The organism is Streptomyces sp. NPDC048057, from assembly GCF_040653095.1.
Taxonomy (GTDB): domain Bacteria; phylum Actinomycetota; class Actinomycetes; order Streptomycetales; family Streptomycetaceae; genus Streptomyces.
Genome location: NZ_JBEZNF010000027.1, coordinates 90084 through 111143, shown reverse-complemented (window position 1 = coordinate 111143; position 21060 = coordinate 90084). Strand labels below are relative to the sequence as shown.

Sequence of the window (21060 nt, the reverse complement as noted above, 5' to 3'; positions counted from 1 at the left end):
CAATCCGGTCCATCGTCCTACCGAGAGTGCCCGTTTTTCAAGCGGGGAATGACATGGTCACGATCTCGTAGTGATGGGCGGCGCGACGGGGGTCGATATTGAGGTTTTAGGGCACGGTGGCCGATATTTTGACGCAGGATTCACTTGAATGCGGTGTTGACTTCGGCGGCGCGGGCGGTGGGTAGGCGTTCCGGTCGTAGTGCCCTCCAGTAAAGCGCACCCCCCGCGGCCAGTAATGTGATGGCGAACACAAAGGGGGCGCCGAATGATCCGGTGATTTCGGCCAGCCAGCCGGTCAGCAACACCCCTCCGGTGGTGGCCGCCGTATTGGCGAAGTTCATCAGTCCGCCCACCGCGCCGATCGCGTGCGGCGGTGCGAGGAGACCCGGCAGGCTCCACGCCACCGGCGCGGCCACGGCGAGACCGCCGAGGGAGAGGGACATCCAGAACACCGCGGCGAGCGGCGATCCGGCCCACCCGGCGAAGCCGATGGTGGCGCCCAACGCGAGGCCGCCCAGCAGCACCGGCCTCCGGGCCGCGATGACACCCCGGCCGTTCCGCACCAACCGATCAACCAGCCAACCGCCGAAGACGAATTCGGCGACGGCCGCCACCAGCCACGGCACCATGGCGTACAGCCCGGCCTGACCCAGCGTCACGTCGAACTGCTGCTGGAAGAACACGGGCATCCAGGTCAGCACCACGTTGATGGTGTAGCCGTAGCAGGCGAAGCCCAGGCAGATCGCCCAGATGCGGCGGGACCGCAACACCTTCCGCCATGCGCCCGCCGACGCGTGCGCCGCCTGCCCTTCCCCGGCGCCGCCGGGATCCGCGCCGGGTGACGGGGGCCGCTCGGCCGGATCGCGGTACCCCCACCACCACGCCACGGTGAACACCACGCTCAAGGCGGTGGTGAACAGGAACCCCGCCCGCCACCCCCAGGTGCTGATCACCCACGCCAGCACCGGGAAGGCGAGCATGTTCGCCACCTTCGTCGCGCCGTCGAACAGCGCGGTGGCCCTGCCCCGCTCCACCTGGGGAAACCACAACGCGGTCGCCTTCGCGGCGCTGATCATCGACGGCCCCTCGGCCACGCCCAACAGCACGCGGGCCAAGATGACGGGTCCGAGGCCGGACGCCACGGCCGGAACGAGGCTCGCCACCGCCCACAGCGGCACGGTGACGCGGTTCAGCCACTTCACCCCGATGCGGTCGACCAGCAGACCGGAAGGGAGCTGGACCAGGCAGTAGGACCAGCTGAACGCGGCCAGCACCCATCCGAGTTCGCTCAGACTCAAGCCGAATTCCTGTGCCAGCGGGGTACTGGCCACGGACAGGACCGCCCGGTCGAAGAAGTTGACGACGATTCCGCCGGCCAGGAGCGAGCCGATGGCCCAACGGGTGCGGCCGGGGGAAGTCATGGGAGGAAGGAGTCCTTCGTCGGTCGTGGAGGTCACGGGTCGGGGCGCCGCTCAGGCGCTGTCGGCCCGGTGGATTCCCGATCTCTTCCGGGGGCGGCCGACGGTCGGTTCGCCCAGGACGCGTTGGCCTGCCGCCACGTCGTCCAGCACCAGTGCCTGCGCGCCGATCAGCGCGTCGTCCCCGATGGTCAGCGGCCCGAGCACGGTGGCGGACGTGCCCAGCGTGACGCGGTCGCCGACCTGGGGGTGACGCCGCTCGCCGCTGGGCCGCAGCATGTCCCGCCACCAACCGACGGCACCCAGCGTGACCTGTTGGTAGATGGTGACGTCGTCACCGACCACGGCGGTCTCGCCGATCACCACGCCGGTGCCGTGGTCGATGAACAGCCGCCGGCCGATGCGGGCCCCCGGATGGATCTCCACACCGGTCAGCACGCGGGCCCCGTTGGTCAGCACCCGGGCGGCGATCCGGTGCCGCCGCCGGTACAGACGGTGCGCCACGCGATGGATCCACAGTGCGGGCAGCGTGGAATGGAGCACGGCCTCCGCCCGGGAGGCGATCGAGGGATCGCGGGCCAAAACGGTCTCGACGTCCTCGCGCATGCGGGCCAGCGGGCCGTTCCCGGCGCGCCGGGCGCCGAACGGCACGGCGTTCGCCTTCGGTTTCCGGTCGGGCTCGGAGATGAGCATTCCTCAGTTCCCCATGCTTTCTACCTTCTCCCAGCTCTCCTTCGAGCCGGAGTCCGCGAAGACCGTGACGACGACGTCGTCGGGGCCGAGCTTCTTCGCCTGCTCCTGAGCGATCAGCCAACTCGCACCGGCCGAAGAACCGATCCTGGTGCCGGTCGCCTGCCAGAAGTCGTACATGGCGCGCATCGCTTCGGAGTTCGACACCTGGGCGCTCTCGAACTCCGGGAGGAGTTTCTCCACGAACGGTTGGAGCATGCCGTAGGTCAGTCCGCCGGCCCCTGCGAACTTGGGCTCGGAATTGGGGGGTTCGGGCGTGCCGTACGGAAGCTCGGCGGGTGTGACGCCGACGATGGCGAGGTCGGGGGAGACGCTGCGCAGCGCTCGGGCGACACCGGCGAGCATGCCGCCGCTGCCGACCGCGGCCACCACCGCGCGGGCCCGGGCGCCGTCGAGCTGCCCCACGATCTCCCGGCCGGTGAAGAACTGGTGCGCGGCGACGTTCGCCATGTTCCGGTGCTGGGCCAGCAGCGTCCAGGTCGGGTCCTCCTCGGCGATCTCCGAGGCGCGCTGCATGATGGCGAGGGGGAACTCGGAGGCGGGCACCAGGTCGATGGCGCATCCCGCTTCGGACAGGTGCGTCAGCAGGCTCTGCGGCACCGAGTCCGGCATCACGGCCCGTACGGGAATGTCGGTGAGCCTGCTCAGACCGGTCAGGGCGCGGGCCATGTTGCCGCCCGAGCAGTCGATGAGCTTCAACGGGCCTTGTTTGCCGCTGTGTTCGTTGACCGCGCGGCAGAGCATGGAGTACGCGGGACGGTCCTTGGCGGAGCCGGTCGGATTCCGCAACTCGTACTTGGCCAGGATCTTCGCCCCGCCGGGCGGGCCGGGCACCTCGACGAGCGGGGTGCCGCCCAGCGTGGCCCGGAATTCACGGAGTAACGGATAGCGGGCGAGCGCCGTGGTCTCGTCCACGGGGGAATCCAGCGGCTCGGTCACGGAGAGTTCGATGTGCGGAGGTCGTGCTGCCATGGGGCTCACGGTCCCTTCGTCGATCGGTCGATTCGTCAGTGCATCGGTGCATCGGTGCATCGGTCAGCGCGGTCCATTCCGTGCAGTGGTGCGTCGTGCACGGGCGGACGGTCGTTCACGAGCCAGGGCCTGTCTCACGGAGATTCGGCGGCCTTGGCCGCAGTCACCACTTCGCCGAGTCGGGCGGGCGTCGGATGGGACAGCAACTCCCGCAGGGGCACCGTCACCCCCAGGGTCTCCCGCATCCGGTTGAGCATTCGCGTGCCCATCAGGGACTGTCCGCCCAGTTCGAAGAAGTCGTCGTGCATGCCGATTCCTTCGAAGCCGAGGAACTCCTCCCACAGCGCCACGATCCGCTTCTCGGTGTCGTCGCGCGGGGCGGTGTAGTCGGAGCGCAGACCGCTCGGCCGCGTCGACCGTTCCCGGGCGGCGCCCTGCTCGTCGAGGTGCCCGGCCCGTTCCGATCCGCCCGTGGCCCCCGGCCCGCCGCTCGGCTCGATCCAGTGGCGGTCCCGCTGGAACGGATAGCCCGGCAGCGCGACGCGGCGCCGCGCCCCGTCGTGCCACGACCCCCGGTCCACCGCGCCGCCCGCCAGCCACAGGTCGCCCAGCCCGAGCAGCAGCGTCTCCAGGTCGTCGCCGTCCTCGCCCGGCCGGCGCATCGTGCGGACCACGGAGATCCCCCGCCGGCCCATGAGCGTCGCCCGGGACAGGGCGGACAGCGCGGTGCCGGGCCCGACCTCGACCAGGACCGTACGGCCCCGGGACGCCGCGGTGCGCACCGCGTCCGCGAAGCGCACCGGCCGGCGCGCGTGCGCGCCCCAGTAGGCCGGGTCGGTGGCCTGCTCGGGGGTGATGGGCGCCCCGGTCACCGCGGAGACGAACGGCCGCTCGCCGGGGGAGAGCGCGACGCCGCGCACCGCCTCGGTCAGCGGCCCCACCACCGGGACCATCATCGGCGAGTGGAAGGCGTGGGACGTGTGCAGCCGCCGTGCCGTCGTCCCCGCGCCGGCCAACGCCTCCTCCAGTGCGGCCACGCCCTCCTCGGGGCCCGCCGCCACGCACAGGGCGGGAGCGTTGACCGCGGCGAGCGACACGCCCGCGGGCAGCAGCGGCGCGATGCCCTCCTCCGTGCCTTCGATCGACAGCATCGCGCCCGGCGGCTGCGCGCGCATCAGTCGTCCGCGCAGGGCGACCAGACGCAGCGCGTCCTCCATCGACAGCACCCCGGCCACGCACGCGGCCGTCAACTCGCCCACGCTGTGGCCCACCATGGTGTCCGGTTCGACGCCCCGGCGCAGCAGCAGCCGCGCCAGCGCGTACTCGGTGGCGAAGAGCGCGGGCTGGGCCACCTCCGTCGACGTCAGCCGCTGCGCATCGGCGGCCGTTCCGTACAGCACCTCGCGCAGGTCGAAGCCGAGGTCGGGGCGGAGCAGCCGGGCGGCGCCATCGATGTCGGCGGCGAAGCCCTCGTCCGTCCGGTACAGGCCCCGGCCCATCGTGGGGAACTGGCTGCCCTGGCCCGGGAAGAGGAACACCGTGCGCGGTCGGCCGGTGCCCGCGTCGCCCTGGCGCGAGCGGCCGGCGTCCGCGCCGCGCAGCAGCGCCGCCGCCCGCTTCGGATCGGGCGGCACGAGGACCGCCCGCCGGTGCCGCATCGGCTGCCTGCCGGTCTGGAGGGTGTGCGCCGCGTCGGCGACGTCCGGGGCCCCGGCGCCGTCGAACACGGTGGCCAGCCGGCCCGTCGCCGCCTCCAACGCCTGCGGTGTCCGTGCGGACAGCAGCAGCACCTGCGGCCGGTCCGCGGCCCGTGCGCCCGCGTCCGGCCGCGGGGCCTCTTCGAGGATCACATGGGCGTTGGTGCCGCCGATGCCGAAGGAGCTGACCCCGATGCGGCGCGGCAGGCCGTCCGGCTCCCACGCCGTGCGCCGGGCGTTCACTCGAAACGGCGTGGCGTCGAAGTCGATCCGCGGGTTGGGCTTGCGGAAGTGCAGGGTGGGGGCGAGTTCGCGGTGCTGGAGTTGGAGGACGGCCTTGATCAGGCTCGCGATGCCGGCCGCCGACTCCAGATGCCCGATGTTGGCCTTCACCGAGCCGAGGGCGCAGTAGCCGGTGTCTTCGGAGAAGTGCCGGTGGGCGCCGGTCAGCGCCTTCACCTCGACGGGGTCGCCGACGGGCGTGGCGGTCCCGTGCGCCTCGACGGCGGTGACGCTGCGGGCGTCCACTTTGCCCGCGCGCAGCGCCGCGAGGACCACCTGCTGCTGCCCGGCGACGCTGGGCGAGGTGTAACCGACCTTGCGGGACCCGTCGTTGTTGACCGCGGAGCCCTTGAGCACGGCCAGCACCCGGTCCCCGTCGGCCAGGGCGTCCACGAGGCGCTTCAGCACCACGGCACCGACGCCGCTGCCGAAGACGGTGCCCTGCGCCTCGGCGTCGAAGGGGCGGCAACGGCCGTCGGGCGAGTGGATCAGCCCGCGCTCGTAGCGGTACCCCACCCGGTGCGGCACCCGTACGCACACGCCCCCGGCGAGGGCGAGGTCGCAGGCCCCGGTGAGCAGCGACTGCACTGCCTCGTGCACGGCCACCAGCGAGGTGGAGCAGGCGGTCTGCACCGACATCGCGGGCCCGGTGAAGCCGAGCAGATGGGCGGTGCGGGTCGCCAGGTAGTCCTTGTCGTTGTGGATCTGGAGCTCGAAGACGGCCGAGTCGAGGACGATCCGACGGCCGCCCAGCAGGTTCGACATCAGATACGCGGGCAGGTTGGCGCCCGCGAAGACGCCGCCGGAACGCACCGCTCGCGGGTCGATCCCGGCGTGCTCCATCGCGTGCCAGGCGCATTCGAGGAAGATCCGCTGCTGCGGGTCCAGCAGTGCCGCCTCCCGCGCGCTGAAGCCGAAGAACCGTGCGTCGAACAGGTCGAAGCCGTCCAGCAGCGGTGCGGCCCGCACGTACTCCGGCCGTTCGAACTCCGCCCGCTCGACGCCTTCGGCGAGCAGTTCGTCCTCCGTCAGCGGGGTGAGGGACTCGACGCCGTCCCGGAGGTTGCGCCAGTAGGCGTCGACGTCGTCGGCGCCGGGGAAGCGGCCCGCCATCCCCACGACGGCGACGTCCGTGGGGGAGGGGGGCTCGGCGGTGCCGGGCACGGTCACTCCACGATCCCGGGTGTCGCCGAGGGCACGAGGGCGTGCCGCCCGATGTCGTACGTCGTGGTGCCGTCGAGGGCGAGGTCCGCACAGATCCGCCCCCACAGCGGGATGAACTTGAAGCCCCAGCCGGCCACGGACACCACGACGTTCTCCCCGCCGTCCACCAGCGCACCGGCGTTCCCCAGGAAGAACTGGCGCCCGGGGTCCTTCGGCAGCATCGCCAGACCGGTGGCCAGCTCCGCCGGCCGGGGGTCGACCCACGGCATGTGCGCGGTCGCCCAGTCGACGACCCGTTCCACCTGCCGCGGGGCCGGCAGGCCCTTGGAGGCGTCGGCGTGTTCCAACCCGTCGACCTCGAAGACGGGGCCGAGGCGGAGGTCGTCGCTGGTGGACCACGGGTTGGGCGGGAACCCGTAGAACAGGTTGGTGTCCTCGTCCGTGGGCTGCTGGAAGGCGAACCAGAACGGCCGCTCCGGCTCGCCCTTGCGCTGGTGGACCGTGACCAACGGCAGTTCGTACAGGCCGACGGCCAACTCGACGCCCCACGCGCCCAGGATGTCGTTGGCGTGCGCGCCGTTCGCGAGCACGACCTTGTCGGCGCGGTAGGTGCGCTCCGCCGTCTCCACGGTCACGCCGTCGGAGTCCGGGCGCACGGCCGTGACCTGCACGCCCGCACGCAGCACCGCCCCCTGCTGCTGGGAGAGCTGGAAGAGCGCGCTGACGGTGCCGCGCACGTCGATGGTCCCGCCGTCCCGCTGGAGGAAGCCCTCGTAATGACCGGGCAGGTTGGCGAAGCCGTAGCGCTGCTCGATCTCCGGGCGGGTCAGCCATTCGTAGGGAACGCCCATCTCGTCCATGGCGCGTGCGGTGCCGGAGATCTGGCCCTCGTTGGTCTTCACTTCGGTGTCGCCGAACCACAAGCTGCCCACCGCGTGCAGGAGCTTGCGGCCGGTCAGCGACTCCAGCTCCCGCCACATCGGCAGCGCCTCAAGGGTCAGGGCGAAGATGTCCCGCTGGGTGTACTGGAGGCGCCAGTGCCGCTCGGCGCCGCTGGTGCCGCCCCGCTCGTTCATGAAGCCGTACCGCTCCAGGACGAGGACCTTGCGGTTGCCGCGCCGGGCGGCCTGCCAGGCCGTGGACAGGCCGATCGGCCCGCCGCCGATGACGATGAGGTCGTAGTGCCGGGTGCTGTCGCTCATGGGTGTCACTCGTTTCTGCACAGGAGGGGCGTGCCGGGGGAAGGAGAAGGGGGAAGGCCAGGGGGAACGGGGTCATGGGGGGAAGGGAGGGGAGGACGTCAGGGGGCGGGACGGGCGATGAGCCCGGCCACGGCGGCCACGGTCTCCGCGGGCCGCTCCCGGGGGTAGAAGTGCCCGCCGTCGAAGACGTGCTCGGTGAAGTCGCGGCGGGTGAAGTCCGCCCATTCGCGGACGTCCCGCGGCGTCACCGAGGGGTCGTGCGCCCCGCAGAACGCGGCGACGGGCACGTCCAGCGGCGGTGCGTCGGCGCCGAACCGGCCGGACTCCAGCACCCGGTAGTCGTTGCGCACGAGGTCCACGACGAGCTGCGCCAGGTCCGTGCCGGGGCGCACGTCCGCGGGGATGCCGCCGAGCCGTACGAGTTCGGCGAGGACCCCCTCGTCGTCCCGGTGCAGCAGGTCGTCGACGTCGATCCTCGGCGGTGCGAACTGGCTGGAGACGATCAGCCGGTCCGGCGTCGGATGGCCCGACTCCGCCCAGCCGCGGGTGATCTCGTACCCGACCGCGGCCCCCATGCTGTGACCGAAGAACGTGAACGGCAGGTCCAGCAGCGGGGCGAGTTCCACCCCGAGCAGTTCGGCCAGCTCGCCCATGTCGTCGACGAGGGGGTCGTCGATGCGGTCCTCGCGACCGGGGTACTGCACCACCAGCAGGTCGGTGTCCGGGGACAGCCCGGCGCGCCAGGGACGGTAGAAGGAGGCGCCGCCGCCCGCGTACGGGAAGCAGACGAGCTGGTGGCGGGGTGGGACGGGGCCGGGGACGTGCTTGATCCAGGGGGTGGTTCGCCCCAGGTACATGGGTTCACCTCGTGGCAGTAGGAGACGCGCCCCAGGGGCGTGAGGTCAGGGCTGCTCGGCCGCGAGCCGTTCGGCGACGTCCGCCCGCAGCGCCTTCTTGTCGATCTTTCCGATGCCGGTCAGCGGCAGCGCGGCCACGATCTCCAGCCGCTCGGGGAGCTTGAACGCCGCCAGCCCCTGCTGGTCGAGGAAGCGGCGCAGCTCCCGCAGCCCGAGTGCGCCCGACCCGTTGAGGACCGCGTACAGGCACACCGCCTCGCCGTACAGTTCGTGCGGCATGGCGACCCCGGCGGCCTGGGCGATCCGCGGGTGGCGCTGTGCGACGGACTCCAACTCCTCGGCGGAGATCTTCTCCCCGCCCCGGTTGATGGAGTCCCGCACCCGCCCTTCGAGGACGACGTTGCCGAGGCCGTCGAGGCGGACGAGATCGCCGGTGCGGTAGAAGCCGTCGGCCGTGAACGCCCCCGAGGTCGCCTCGGGATTGCGGTAGTAGCCGGCGACGGTGTACGGGCCGCGGGTCAGCAGTTCGCCCGTGTCACCGCGGGCCACCGGCCGGTCCTCGGCGTCGACGATCCGCAACTCGTCCGACGGGCTCGCCGCACGGCCCTGGGTGGTGTGGACGACCTCGTCGGGGTCGTCGAGGCGGGTGAAGCAGAGCAGGCCCTCGCTCATGCCGTAGCACTGCTGGAGCGTGGCGCCCAGCTCGGCGCGGACCCGGGCGGCGGCCTCGGCGGCCGGCCGGGCACCACCGACCTGGATCACCCGCAGACTGCTCAAGTCGGCCGCGGACCCGGGCGCGGCGGCCAGCCACTGGAGCATCAGCGTCGGCACGAGCGTGCAGTGGGTCACCCGCTCCTGCTCGATCAACGCGAAGGCGGCGGCCGGGCTGTTGGGATTCGCGAGCACCACCCGGCCGCCCGCGACCAGGGTGCCGAGCACCCCCGGACAGTTCATGACGAAGCCGTGTTCCGCGGGCATGACCGCCAGCGTGACCGAATCCGCGGTGACGCCCGCGATGTCCACGGCGGTACGGATCATGTAGCCGTAGCCCTCGTGGGTCCGCGGGATCGCCTTCGGCGGACCCGTGGTGCCGCCGGAGAGGAGGAAGACGGCGGCGTCATGGGGCGCGGCACCGGACGCGTCCTGCACACCGTCCGGTGCGGTGCCGCCGGTGCCGGGGCGGCACAGCTCCACCAGGTCCGTCTCGCCCTCGCCGAGCGGGCCCGTGCCCCGTACGAGCAGATGGCGCAGCCCGGGGTGGCGCCCCCGCAAGGTGCGGGCCAGCGCCAGCCGGTCGAAGCGCCGGGTGCCGCTGTCCACGGCGAGTGCCACCGGCCGGGTGACCGTCAGGATGTGGTGCAGCTCGTGCTCCCGGAACGCCGGCAGGATCAGCACCGGGGGAGCGCCCAGGTGCAGCAGCGCCAGGACCAGCACCACGTATTCGAGGCAGTTCGGCAGTTGGACGCAGACCCGGTCCCCCGGAACGATGCCCAGGGCGCGCAACCGAACGGCCGCCACCCGCACCGCCCGCTCCAGTTCCGCGTACGTCATCCGGCGCTCGCCGTCGACCAGGGCGGTGCGCCCGGGTTGGGACCGGCACCGGTCGAGTACGAGGTCGCCGACCAACTCCGCTCGCCACAGCCCCGCTTCGCGGTAGGCCGCGGCACGGTCGGCGGCGATGGCCACCACCTCCGGGTCCAGCGCCACGGGGCCGCGCACCGGCGCCGTCACGAGGCGCTCCGCCGGGCCCGGATCAGTTCGGCCAGCCGCCCCAGGGTGTAGTCGTCCTGGTCCCACAGATCGACCGTCACGCCGAACCGTTGCTTGAGGGCGAGCTGCAGTTCGGTGGTCTCCACCGAGCTCAGCCCCAGCTCCGTGCGGAGCGCCCAGTCCGGAGCGGCGTCCGCCAACTCCTGCGCGTCAAAACCGATGTCGACCAACGTTTCGGTCACCGCGCTCAGCACGTCGGCTGTGTCCTGCGTCGACATGACAAGTGCCTCCATTCGCATCGTCCGGGGGTTACGGGGGCGTCCGCGGGCCCTTCTCGCCCGCTGCCGTCGGCGTTCGGGGTCAGCCGTGCGCGGCGCGTCCGGCCAGTTCGCGCGCGAACTCCTGCCACATGCCTGCGCACGCGTCCGCGAGGTCGGCCACCGCCGAAGCGCGGTGCGGCGGGACCCCGTCCACGAACGCCTGCCAGTGCGCGAGCGGGACCTCGTGGAAGCTGAGCATGCGCAGCAGAGCGCGCCCCATGTCCGTGGAGCGCAGCGACGGGTCCTGCCGCAGCACCCGCAGCTGCTCCGGCAGCGACGGCCGCCGCTGCTCCGGCGCACCGCTGCGAGCGGACGTCCCCGCGCCGTCGTCGTCCGACCCGTCCCCGACGTGCTCCGAGACGACCAGCGGATGCGGGGACGCGGCGGCCACCCGGCGTACCCCGTTCCGTGGCGACGGCACCGGATGCTGGCCGTTCGCCAGCCGTTTGCGCACGTCCTGGGCGGTTCCCAGGGAGATCCCCGCGGAGTTGGCGATCTCCCGCAGCGAGGCGTGCGGACGTTCGCTGATCAGCCTGCTGGCGTGCAGCCGCCCCGCGGTCGCGCTGGCCGGGTGCGTACGGCCGTCCCGACCGACCCTGTGCACCCCGTTCAACCGAGGATCCTCCTCGGCTGAACGGCGCCGGATCGCGCCCACGGTCTTCGGGGACAACCCCGCCACCGACCCGATCGAGCGGTCCGACCACCGCGGATGGGCGCGCAGGATGCGCGAGGCCGCTGCCTTGCGGTCGCCCAGCGACAGCGGCAGCCCGTGGGCGACGTTCGCGCGGACCGCCAGGACGAAGCTCTCGTCCTCCGTGCCCTCGAAGAACTCCGCGCGAATGTGCGTACCGCCCCGCAACTGCTCGGCCCGCACCCGGTGCTGCCCGTCGAGCACCCGCATCGTCGGGCGGTGCACCAGGATCGGCGGCAGCAGCGAGGCGTCCAGCACGGCCAGCGCCTTGACGTGTTGCGGGTCCCACCCGCTGCGCAGCGGGTGGGACAGATCCAACGCGCTGATGGGCGCGGTCACGGCCCGGCCCCGCCGCACGGCACCGGGGCCCGGCGCGCCCCTCGCCGCCCGTGACGCACTCGTCCCGCTCGTCCCGCTCGTCCCGCTCGTCCCGCTCGTGGCCATGGCGTTCACGGTCGTCCCTCCCGCGTCAGCCGGCCGCGAGCGCCGCGGGCCGTGCGGCGCCCTCCGCGGTGGCCTGCACCTCGGCCAGCGACTCGTCCAACGCCTCGACGAGGTAGTCCACCTGCGAGGGCCGCAGCCCCGGGTGACAGGGGAGGTTGAGGTGCTGGTCGAACCACATGCTCTCGGCGACCGGGCACTCACCCCTGCTGTGCCCGCGATACCGCCACTCCGGGGTCAGGTGCAGCGGGAAGTACCGCAGTTGGATCTCCACCCCGCGCCGGTCGAGGGCGAGCAACAACTGGTCCCGCAGCCCGCGGCCCTCGACGAAGCAGGTGTAGAGGTGGTGCGCGTGCCTGCTGTGCGCCGGCGCCTGTTGCGGACGGACGAACGCGTACCGGCGCAGCACCTCGTCCAGCCGGCCGGCGATCGAGCGCCGGACGCCCTGGAGGGCGTCGAGGTTGCCGAGCTGCGCCAGCCCGACAGCCGCCGCGGCCTCGGACATCGTGGCGTTGGTGCCGGCCCGACGGATCCGGGTGACCCGGTCGCTGTAGACCGCGGCCGAGTACTTCATCCACGGCAGCACCAAAGGCTCGTCGGGGTCGATCCGTTCCTGCGGCACGATGCGCGCGTCCACGTCGTTGCCGCGCAGCCGCTCCAGCCGCACGGCCCAGTCGTCACGGTCGAACGTGACCATGCCGCCCTCGCCGAGAGTGGTGATGTTCTTGGCGTTCTGGAAGCTGAAGCACGCGATGTCGGCCAGCGATCCGGGCCGGCGCCCCCGGTACTCGGCACCGAGCGCGTGCGCACAGTCCTCGACGACGAGGACGCCGTGCCGGCGGGCGAGCGCCGTGATCTCGTCCATCTCGGCCGGACAACCGCCGTAGTGCACCAACAGCAGGGCCCTGGTGCGCGGCGTGATCAGCGCCTCGACCGCGGCCGGGGAGATGTTGAGCGTCATCGGATCGACGTCGCAGAACCGGACCGTCACTTCACGGTCCAGCAGCGGCATGACGGTGGCCTGGTACGTCTGGGGCGTGGCGATGACCTCGTCACCGGGCCGCAGGTCGAGGAGTTGGATCGCCAGCTCCAACGAGACGGTCCCACTGGTGGCGGTCAGCGCGTGACGGCTGCCCACCAACTCGGCGAAGGCCCGCTCGAACCGGTCGCGCCACGTCCCCATCGACAGCGGAGCATCGCCTTGCACGAGTTCGGTGAGCGCCCTGACTTCGGCCTGACCCAGCACACTGCCCCGTTTCCCACAGGGCACTACGTAGCTCCTATCCAACATGGGTCCCATCAAAGCCGGATCGCCCCCACGCCGTGAGGCTCGACGGCGGTCAGCTTGGTCAGGACGCCGTCAGAATGGTCAGACGTGCCATGGGCACATGACCGGCCGCCCGGGGTCGACCTTCCCGGCCCTGGCGTCCCCGGTCGGCGAACCGGTCGGCGATTTGACGAACCGACAGGCAACCCGGTGGGCGGAATCGCCGTGTAACTCGATGTCGACGCGTACGTACTCACTGGTCACGGCACCAGCGCAGTGCGCCGGGCCGATGGACAGCACCGTGCGCAACGAGGCGCACCCCTTTGCCCGCTCCGCTCATCCCCGAGGTTCCTGTGCACACCCACCCGCCCGGACCGCACCGGCAGGGCTCCCCGGCCCCCGCCGCTCCCGACACCGACCGAGGGCGCTCATGACCACCCCGACACCCGGCGGCGGCCCGCTCGTCCTGGCCGTGCCGATGCCCGACCAGAAGTCCTCCTTCATCCTCATCGGCATGGCCCTCGCGGTGGTCGTGTTCATCTGGTGGCTGGTCCGGGCGATCCGCCGACAGGGCGGCTTCAAACCCGCCTGCCGCCGCCTGGCCTGGGAGGCGGCGATGACCCGTCGGGCCTTCGCCCAGCCCTTCCGGGACCGCGGCGTGCACCGCCGCCGGGTCCGCGCCCTCGGTTCCTTCCTCGCCGACCCGGCCGCGCCGGCCCTGGTGGACCGCGCCCTCGTCGGCGCGGAACAGGCGGCGGGGGAGGGCTGTTACGCCCCGTCGGTCGCCCTGAGCGCCGACCGACGGCGGATCGCGGTCGTGGTGGCCGGCCGCAGCCCCCGACCGGCCGTGCTCCCCTGGCGCGGGGCCGGCGCCGAAGGGGGCGAGTGGAGGTGGACGGCGGACGCGGCGGACCTCGCGCCCGACGCCGCCCCGCCGCCCGCCCGCCGCACACTGCCGCTGGTCCTCGGCGTCGACCGGCTGACGGGCGGGACCGTGGTGGCCGACTGGACGTGCGGCCCGCCCGCGGTGAGCCTGGAGGGCGACACCCGGGTGGTGCGCGCCGTCCTCCAGGCGCTCGCGGCCCAGCTCGACCTGCTCCCCGGCGGGCCGGCGGTGGAGGTCACCCGGGGCGTGCACCCGCGCTTTGCGGGACGGGAGCTCGATGCGGCGCTCGACGAGTGGGAGGCGTCCGCTGCGTACGGATCCGACTCCGGCGCGCACGCCGGGCCGTCGGTGGCCGTGGTCTGCTGGGCGCCGACGGTCGAACAGCGAGAGCGGCTGGCCGACCTCTGCGCCGACGGGCGGATCCTCGCCCTCGTCGGCGGGCGGCTGGCCGGGAACTGCTGGAGTCTGCACGCCGAACCGGGTGGTCGGCTGCTCGGCCCGGGCCTCGGCATCGACGTGGAGTCCGCCGCGCTGAGCACGGCGGTGAGCACCGGGATCAAGCGGTTCCGCCGGCGTGCCACCGGCTGGTGGACACCCCGCGCGGAGCCGGTCGACCCCGGCAACGGCCCTTCCGGCGACGGCGACGGTGACGACGTCAGCGGTGGTGGCGGCGGGAGCCCGCGCGAGCCTGAGCAGGCTTCCGTACCCGAGCACGCGGACCCGGAGACCGATGACGCTCACGGCTACCCGCCCCCGCCCCTTGGCGAGGTGGCTGCGCCGAGCCCGTACGGTGCGGACTTCGCCGAGCCCAACACCACCCAGACGCCGATCCCCGGGCCGGCCGCCCCGCCGGACCCCGAGCCCACCGCACGGACCGCCCCGGACAACTGGCTCGAACCAGAACCAGAACCGCTGCCGGAACCAGGGCTGGACCCGGAACCAGGGCTGGAACCGGAACCGGGGCTGGACCCGGAACCAGGGCTGGACCCGGAACCGGACAGCGTGGCGCCTACCGCCACCCGGCCCGCCACCGGCGTATCCGCCGCCTCCCGTACGCATCTGGAACGGACACCCGAACACCCGTGAGACTCTTCGTCAGCCTCAACCACCACACACCCGGTGCCCCCGCGGACCCGGCCCGCGAACTCGTCCTCGACGCGCCCGGCGCCACCACCGTGGCCACCCTCGCCGCCCGGCTGGCCGGCGTCGACGGAGCCGCCCCGGAGCCCGGCACCGGCGACGGGCCCGCGCTCTACCTCGGCGACCGGCCGCTGCCCGCCGACCGCCCCCTGTCCGCCGCCGGCATCCGCGACGGCGTACGCCTCGGTCTCGACGGCCCGGCCGACAGCGGGCCCACCGCCTACGGAGCCGGGCGCGGCGAACTCCCGCCGCCCTCCCGCACCCCCGACGGCGAACGCCTGCCCCGCGCCCCGCGCGTGGAGCTCCAACTCGTCGGCGGACGCGGCGCCGGGCGTGTCTGGCCGCTCTCCCCGGGCACCCACGGCATCGGGCCGCAGCCCGGCAGCTCCGTGCCCCTGGAAGGCCGCGACGTCCCCTCGGCCGGGGTGCGGATCACCGTACGGCCCGACGGCACCGTCCTCCTGCACACCGGCGGACAGGAGGCACACGCGGCGCTCTCCCTGCCGCAGCCGCCCCCCGACCGGCCGCGCGCCGACGCCGTACCGCTGCCGCCCGAGCCGCCGGGCGAACTCCCCGCCCCGGACGCCGACACCGCCGAACCGCTGCCGCCCGGCTGGCAGGCGTGGCCGCTCGGCGGCGAACTCGCCTTCGGAGAGTTCCTGCTCCGGGTCGCCGAACCGACCGAGGCGGACGCCGCGCTCGCCGTCTCCGCCGACGGCGCCCACCTGGACTTCAACCGGCCGCCGCGGATCGTCCCGCCGCTGCTGCCGGACCGCTTCGTGCTGCCCGCGCCGCCCACCCCGCCGACCCACCGGCCGATCCCGCTGATGATGATGCTGGCGCCGCTCGTCCTCGGCGTCTGCATGGTGTTCTTCCTCCAGTCGTACTTCTTCCTGGTCTTCGCCCTCTTCAGCCCGATCCTCGCCGTCGCCAACCACTTCAGCAGCAAGCGCAGCGGATACCAGGACTACCTGGAGGCCGTCGCCAGCTACCGGGCCAGGCGGATCTCCCTGGAGGCCGACGTACGGGCCAAGGTCGACCGGGAGCGACTGCTGCGCACCGAGGGCGGGCCCGACCCCGCCACCGCCGGGCTCTGGGCCGTCGGCCCCGGGGCCCGGCTCTGGGAGCGCCAGCGCGCCCACCCCGACCACCTGCACCTGCGCGTCGGCACCGTACGGCAGTCCTCCCTGCTCACCGTCGAGGACGCCGCCCGCGAGGAGAACCACCGCTCCGTCAACTGGGACATCCCCGACATGCCCATGAGCGTGGACCTCGTCGGCGACGGCGTCCTCGGCATCGCGGGGGAGCGCGACGCGACCGCCGCACTCGCCCGCTGGACCGTCGCCCAGGCCGCGATCCTGCACAGCCCGCGCGACGTGCGCATCACCGTCCTCACCGACGCGGCCGGCGCCCCCGGTTGGGAGTGGGTCCGCTGGCTGCCGCACGCCCGCCCGGGGCACGGCGGCGTCGGCGCCGCACCCGCCGGCGGCCCGGCCGTCACCCTCGGCAACGACCCCGAGACCGTCGCCAACCGGGTCACCGAACTCGTCTCCACCGTCCGCGCCCGGGTCCGCGCCCGCGGCTCCGCGATGAGCGGCGCCCTGCTCGCCGAGCCCGACCTGCTCGTCGTCCTCGACGGAGCGCGGCGCCTGCGCGACGTCCCCGGAATGATCCAGGTCCTCAAGGAGGGGCCCGCCGTCCGGGTCTTCCTGGTCTGCGTCGACCGCGAGGAGCGGATGCTGCCCGAGGAGTGCGTCTCCGTCTGCTCGGTCGGCGCCCGGGAACTCACCCTGCGCCGCACCGGCCGGGCCGAAGTCACCACCGCCCGCCCCGACCTGGTCGACACCGAGTGGTGCGAGCGCATCGCCCGCGCGCTCGCACCCGTGCGCGACGTCACCCCGGACGGCTCCGACGGCCTGCCGGACAAGGTCGGTCTGCTCCGGTTGCTCGGCCTCGAACCGCCCCAGGGCGACGAACTCGTCCGCCGCTGGGCGCAGCGCCCGGCGACCACCGGCATGCTGCTCGGCTCCGGCTACACCGGACCCGTCAGCTTCGACCTGGTCAAGGACGGGCCGCACGCCCTGATCGCCGGCACCACCGGCGCGGGCAAGTCCGAACTGCTCCAGACCATGGTGGCCACCCTCGCCGCCGCCAACCGCCCCGACGAGATGACCTTCGTCCTCGTCGACTACAAGGGCGGCAGCGCCTTCAAGGACTGCGTGCACCTGCCGCACACCCTCGGCATGGTCACCGACCTCGACAGCCACCTCGTGGAGCGCGCCCTCACCTCGCTGGGCGCCGAACTGACCCGACGCGAACACGTCCTCGCCGCGGTCGGCGCCAAGGACCACCCCGAGTACCGGGCCATGCGGCGGCGCGACCCCTCGCTCGCCCCGCTGCCCCGACTGCTGCTGGTCATCGACGAGTTCGCCACCCTCGCCCGCGACGTGCAGGAGTTCGTCCCCGGACTGGTCTCCATCGCCCAGCGCGGGCGCTCCCTCGGCATCCACCTGGTCCTCGCCACCCAGCGGCCCGCCGGCGTGGTCACCGCGGACATCCGGGCCAACACCAACCTGCGGATCGCGCTGCGCGTCACCGACGCCGGAGACAGCCAGGACGTCCTGGAGGTCAACGACGCCGTCACCATCTCCGCCGACACCCCCGGCCGGGCGCTCGCCCGGATCGGACACCGCTCCGTGCTCCCCTTCCAGACCGCGTTCGCGGGCGCGCTGCGGGCGACCGAGCCGCCCGAGGACCCGGCGGAGCCGGAATCCGACGAGGAGAGTCCGACGCAGGGGCGGGAGGTCAGCTCCGCCGAGATCTGGACCACCGAGGTCAGCTGGTCCTCCCTCGGGCGCACCGCCCCCGAACCCGGTCTGGACCACGCCGGCGACGACGAGGCCGACCTCCTCGACGACCCGCTGGCGCCCACGGACCTCACCGCACTCGTCGACGCCGTCCGCGAGGCGGCCGACGCCCTCGGCATCGAGCGACAGCCGAGCCCCTGGCTCCCCGCGCTGCCGCACCGGATCACCCTGGAGGACCTGCCCGAACGCCCCGACCTGCCGGGCGGACTGCTCGCCCCCGTCCCCTGGGCCCTGGCCGACCTCCCGAGCGCCCAGCGCCAGGAACCCGTCGAGGTGGACCTGGCCTCCTTCGGCCACCTCTACGTCCTCGGCACCCCCCGCTCCGGCCGCTCCCAGGTGCTGCGCACCATCGCCGGCGCCCTCGCCCGCCGGCACTCCACGGCCGACGTGCACCTGTACGGCATCGACGCGGCCGGCGGCGCCCTCGCGGCGCTCCAACCGCTGCCGCACTGCGGGGCCGTGGTGCCCCGCGCCGACCTGGAACGCCTCAACCGCCTCCTCGCCCGGCTCATGGCCGAGATGGCCGGCCGCCAGGAACTCCTCACCGCGCACGGCGCGGCCGGGCTCACCGAACTGCGCTCCCTGCTGCGTCCCGCGGAACGCCCGCCGCACGTCCTGCTCCTCATCGACGGCTGGGACTCGCTCGTCGCCCTCCTCGGGGACCACGACGGCGGACGGCCCGTGCAGGAACTCACCGCACTCGTCCGCGAGGGCGCGCCCATGGGCATCCACGTCGTGGCCACCTCGGAACGCGCCCTGCTCACCGGCAAGGCCGCGGCCCTCAACGACGAGCGGGTGCTGCTGCGGCTGAGCGACCGCTCCGAGTACGCCCTCGCGGGCGTGCCGGCCAAGCAGGTCCCCGACGTCGTACCGCCCGGCCGGGGCTGGCGCGGCGGCGGCGTCGAACTCCAGGTCGCCCTGCTCGGCAGGCCCGGCGGTGGTGGACACGCCGCCGGCCGCGAACAGGCCGAAGCCCTGCGGGCGATCGGCGAGCGCGCGGCCCACCGCGACCGCGACGTCCCGGCCGCCCGGCGCCCCGCCAAGGTGCTCACGCTGCCCCGGGAGATCTCCTTCACCGCCGCGTACGACAAGGTGCCCGACGCGCTGCGCCGACCGCTGTGGGGCCTGCTCGGCATCGGCGGCGACGACCTCGACCCGCTGGGCGTGGACTTCGCCGCGGACGCCCCGTCCTTCCTGATCAGCGGCCCGCCCGGGACCGGCCGCTCCACCGCGCTGGCGTCGCTCGCGGTCTCCCTGCTCGCCGGGGGCACCCGGGTGGTCGTCCTCACCCCGCGCGAATCCCCGCTCCGTGCGCTCGGCAGGCACCCCCAGGTGAGCCTGGTGGAGCACCCCGACCCGTCGGAGGAGGAGGTGCGGGCCGCGCTCGACGCCGCCACCGGACCCACCGTGGTCGTCATCGACGACGCCGATCTCATCGCCCAACTGCCCGCCTGCGACCCGGTGCTGCGCGAGATCGCCGCCACCGGCCGGGACCGCGGCCACGGCCTGGTCGCCGCCGCCACCCCGGAGACGATGACCTCCGCCGGCATCGGCTGGCTGGGCCAGGCCCGCAGGCTCCGCAAGGGCCTGCTGCTGGCGCCGCAGAGCCCGAGCGAGGGCGATCTGCTGGGCCTGCGGCTGCCGTACGACCTGCTGCGCTCGCGTCCCGTACCGGGGCGGGGGCTGACGGTCGACCCGGTGACCGGGGCGCTGGTGTCGATCCTGGTGCCGGAGACGACACTGCACGGCGGCGAGTGACCGCACGCCCCTGCACACACGAAGGTGCCCCCGGTCATCGACCGGGGGCACCTTCGTGTGTGCAGGGGCGTGCGGATCAGCCGCCGGAGCCCTTGGCGATGGAGGTGTCCATCTCCTGCACGGCGGCCTTGATCTTCTCGAACTGTCCGGCGAACGTGGTGATGCCGGTGATCGCGGTGGTGAGCGACGTCGTCAGCTTGTCGTACGACAGCTTCATCGCCGGGCTGCTCTTCTGCATGAACAGGCCGTTGTCCAGCAGTCCCTCCACGGACGCCTTGGTGTTCGTCAGCATCGGCACGATGTCCTTGACGGCCTGGTCCATCACCTTCGAGACGCGCTCGATCTCGGCGTAGTTGATGCTGATGTTGCCTGCGGGCACGGTGGCTCCTCGCTTGTCTTCACTGAACGGTTGGTTCGGTTGGTTCGGTTGGTTCGACGGGTGTTGGTTGGGTCACCGGGGCGGGTGTGCGGACGGGATCAGGGCGCCAGTCGCCAGCCGGTGTCGCCGGCCGCGTCGTCGCTGACCCACTTCTCCTTGCGGCCGTCCGGTCCTTCGACGGTCCTGGTGCCGCTGCCGTCCGCCTTGACCTCGACGGTCGTGGTCGTCTCCCGGCCCTCGCGGTCCACGGTCGCCTCGATGGTGCCCGTGACGGTGCGCACCGTGCCGTCCTCGTCGGGACCGGTCGTGGTGTACGTCGTCTTGGAGTTCCGCTCCCCGGTCAGCGGGTTGTACACGGACGTGGTGGAGCCTGAGGTGGTGGTCTTCGCGTCGTCCTTGCCCGTGGTGGTGCTGCTGAACTCGTTGACCGTGGTCTTGCTGTCCGGCCCGGTCTGCGTCGTCGTGGTGGTGCCGTTGGACTCCGTGACGTTGCCGTACACGTCGGTGGACTTCGAGGTGTACGAGCCGTCCGGCCGGTAGGTCGTGGTCTCGGTGCTGGTCAGCCCGCTCGCGGTGGTCACCGTCGTGGTGATCGACTGCGGCTTGCCGTCCGGCCCGTAGGTGTACGTCGTGGTGGTGGAGTTGCCGGCGCCGTCGGTGCTGGTCCAGGTGCTCGGCCGCTCGCCGGGGTCCTTCGGGGCGTCCGGGTCGTTCGGGTCGACCTTGCCCTCGCGGACCAACTGCTGCCAGTTGTCGTAGATCGCCTTCTGGCCCGCCCAGTGGTCCGCGGCGATCGCGGCGGCCTGCTTGTTGGCGTCGGCGGCCAGCCGGAAGTCCCAACTCGCCCAGCGCTTGGCCACCCCGTCGTACAGCTCCTGGAGCTTCTCCAGCTTCTCCTCGGACCGCTTGAACGCACTGCTCCAGCGCAGGTAGTAGCCGCGCAGCGCGATGCGCGCCACGGGCGAGCCGATGTCGTGGTCCGCGAGGTCGGGCGCCTTGTCGCGAGCCTCGGTGACCTGCGTCTTCAGCGAACCGGCCTTCTGCGCCACCTCGTTGAGAAGCTCGTAGTCCACCGCGATGTCGGGCACAGGCATTCCTCGCAAGCCACTGAAGATCCGTCGCCCCGACAGACGGCCGTCCAGCGCGTTCCGTTCACTCGCGGACGGCACCTCTTGCGATCGGCGGTGTGAGCTGCCGCACAGAGTGAACCGAAGGGTTCTCGAAGCCATCGGACAGGTTGACCGCGCGCCGCCCGAGGG

General features: G+C 73.0%; 14 protein-coding genes. 2 read left to right on the top strand and 12 right to left on the bottom strand.

Annotated elements, in window-relative coordinates; translation table 11 throughout:
• Positions 1-140: 140 nt before the first annotated feature.
• The 10 genes from AB0E05_RS28220 to AB0E05_RS28175 all read right to left on the bottom strand — a co-directional run bounded on the left by AB0E05_RS28220 (position 141) and on the right by AB0E05_RS28175 (position 12795).
• Positions 141-1421, bottom strand: coding sequence for an MFS transporter (locus AB0E05_RS28220; RefSeq protein WP_361968467.1), 1281 nt, complete (start codon positions 1419-1421; stop codon positions 141-143).
• A 51-nt stretch (positions 1422-1472) separates the two neighbouring features.
• A complete protein-coding gene (epsC, locus tag AB0E05_RS28215; RefSeq protein ID WP_361968501.1) occupies positions 1473-2024 on the bottom strand; it encodes a serine O-acetyltransferase EpsC in 552 nt (183 codons plus the stop codon).
• 90 nt (positions 2025-2114) lie between these two features.
• The gene (locus AB0E05_RS28210; RefSeq protein ID WP_361968465.1) at positions 2115-3140 is read right to left on the bottom strand and encodes a pyridoxal-phosphate dependent enzyme; all 1026 of its coding nucleotides are present in this window, start codon (positions 3138-3140) and stop codon (positions 2115-2117) included.
• Positions 3141-3274: 134 nt separating this feature from the next.
• A complete protein-coding gene (locus AB0E05_RS28205; RefSeq protein ID WP_361968463.1) occupies positions 3275-6283 on the bottom strand; it encodes a beta-ketoacyl synthase N-terminal-like domain-containing protein in 3009 nt (1002 codons plus the stop codon).
• Between the two features lie 2 nt (positions 6284-6285).
• On the bottom strand, positions 6286-7485 hold the full coding sequence (locus AB0E05_RS28200; RefSeq protein ID WP_361968461.1) for an FAD-dependent oxidoreductase: 1200 nt from the start codon (positions 7483-7485) through the stop codon (positions 6286-6288).
• A 98-nt stretch (positions 7486-7583) separates the two neighbouring features.
• Positions 7584-8342 (bottom strand): alpha/beta fold hydrolase, encoded by a 759-nt coding sequence (locus AB0E05_RS28195; RefSeq protein ID WP_361968459.1) that lies wholly within the window; start codon positions 8340-8342, stop codon positions 7584-7586.
• Between the two features lie 45 nt (positions 8343-8387).
• Complete coding sequence (locus AB0E05_RS28190; RefSeq protein WP_361968499.1) at positions 8388-9893, bottom strand: AMP-binding protein; 1506 nt, start codon at positions 9891-9893, stop codon at positions 8388-8390.
• Between the two features lie 176 nt (positions 9894-10069).
• Positions 10070-10330 (bottom strand): phosphopantetheine-binding protein, encoded by a 261-nt coding sequence (locus AB0E05_RS28185; protein ID WP_361968457.1) that lies wholly within the window; start codon positions 10328-10330, stop codon positions 10070-10072.
• 82 nt (positions 10331-10412) lie between these two features.
• Entirely contained in the window at positions 10413-11402 is a 990-nt protein-coding gene (locus tag AB0E05_RS28180; RefSeq protein ID WP_361968455.1) for a ParB/RepB/Spo0J family partition protein, read from the bottom strand.
• Between the two features lie 130 nt (positions 11403-11532).
• Positions 11533-12795 carry a DegT/DnrJ/EryC1/StrS family aminotransferase gene (locus AB0E05_RS28175; RefSeq protein ID WP_361968453.1) on the bottom strand — a complete coding sequence of 421 codons (1263 nt, stop codon included), beginning with the start codon at positions 12793-12795 and terminating at the stop codon, positions 11533-11535.
• A 406-nt stretch (positions 12796-13201) separates the two neighbouring features.
• On the opposite strand from AB0E05_RS28175, the gene AB0E05_RS28170 reads away from it, so the two are divergent.
• Positions 13202-14743, top strand: a complete 1542-nt coding sequence (locus AB0E05_RS28170) for a hypothetical protein (protein ID WP_361968451.1) — start codon at positions 13202-13204, stop codon at positions 14741-14743.
• Complete coding sequence (locus tag AB0E05_RS28165; protein ID WP_361968449.1) at positions 14740-19422, top strand: FtsK/SpoIIIE domain-containing protein; 4683 nt, start codon at positions 14740-14742, stop codon at positions 19420-19422. The genes AB0E05_RS28170 and AB0E05_RS28165 overlap by 4 nt, the downstream gene beginning before the upstream one ends.
• A 76-nt stretch (positions 19423-19498) precedes the next feature.
• Here the strand turns inward: AB0E05_RS28165 and AB0E05_RS28160 are convergent, their stop codons facing one another.
• Together AB0E05_RS28160 and AB0E05_RS28155 are read right to left on the bottom strand one after the other, a co-directional pair.
• Positions 19499-19801 (bottom strand): hypothetical protein, encoded by a 303-nt coding sequence (locus tag AB0E05_RS28160; protein ID WP_361968446.1) that lies wholly within the window; start codon positions 19799-19801, stop codon positions 19499-19501.
• Positions 19802-19899: 98 nt separating this feature from the next.
• Entirely contained in the window at positions 19900-20895 is a 996-nt protein-coding gene (locus AB0E05_RS28155) for a hypothetical protein (protein WP_361968497.1), read from the bottom strand.
• Between the last annotated feature and the right edge of the window lie 165 nt (positions 20896-21060).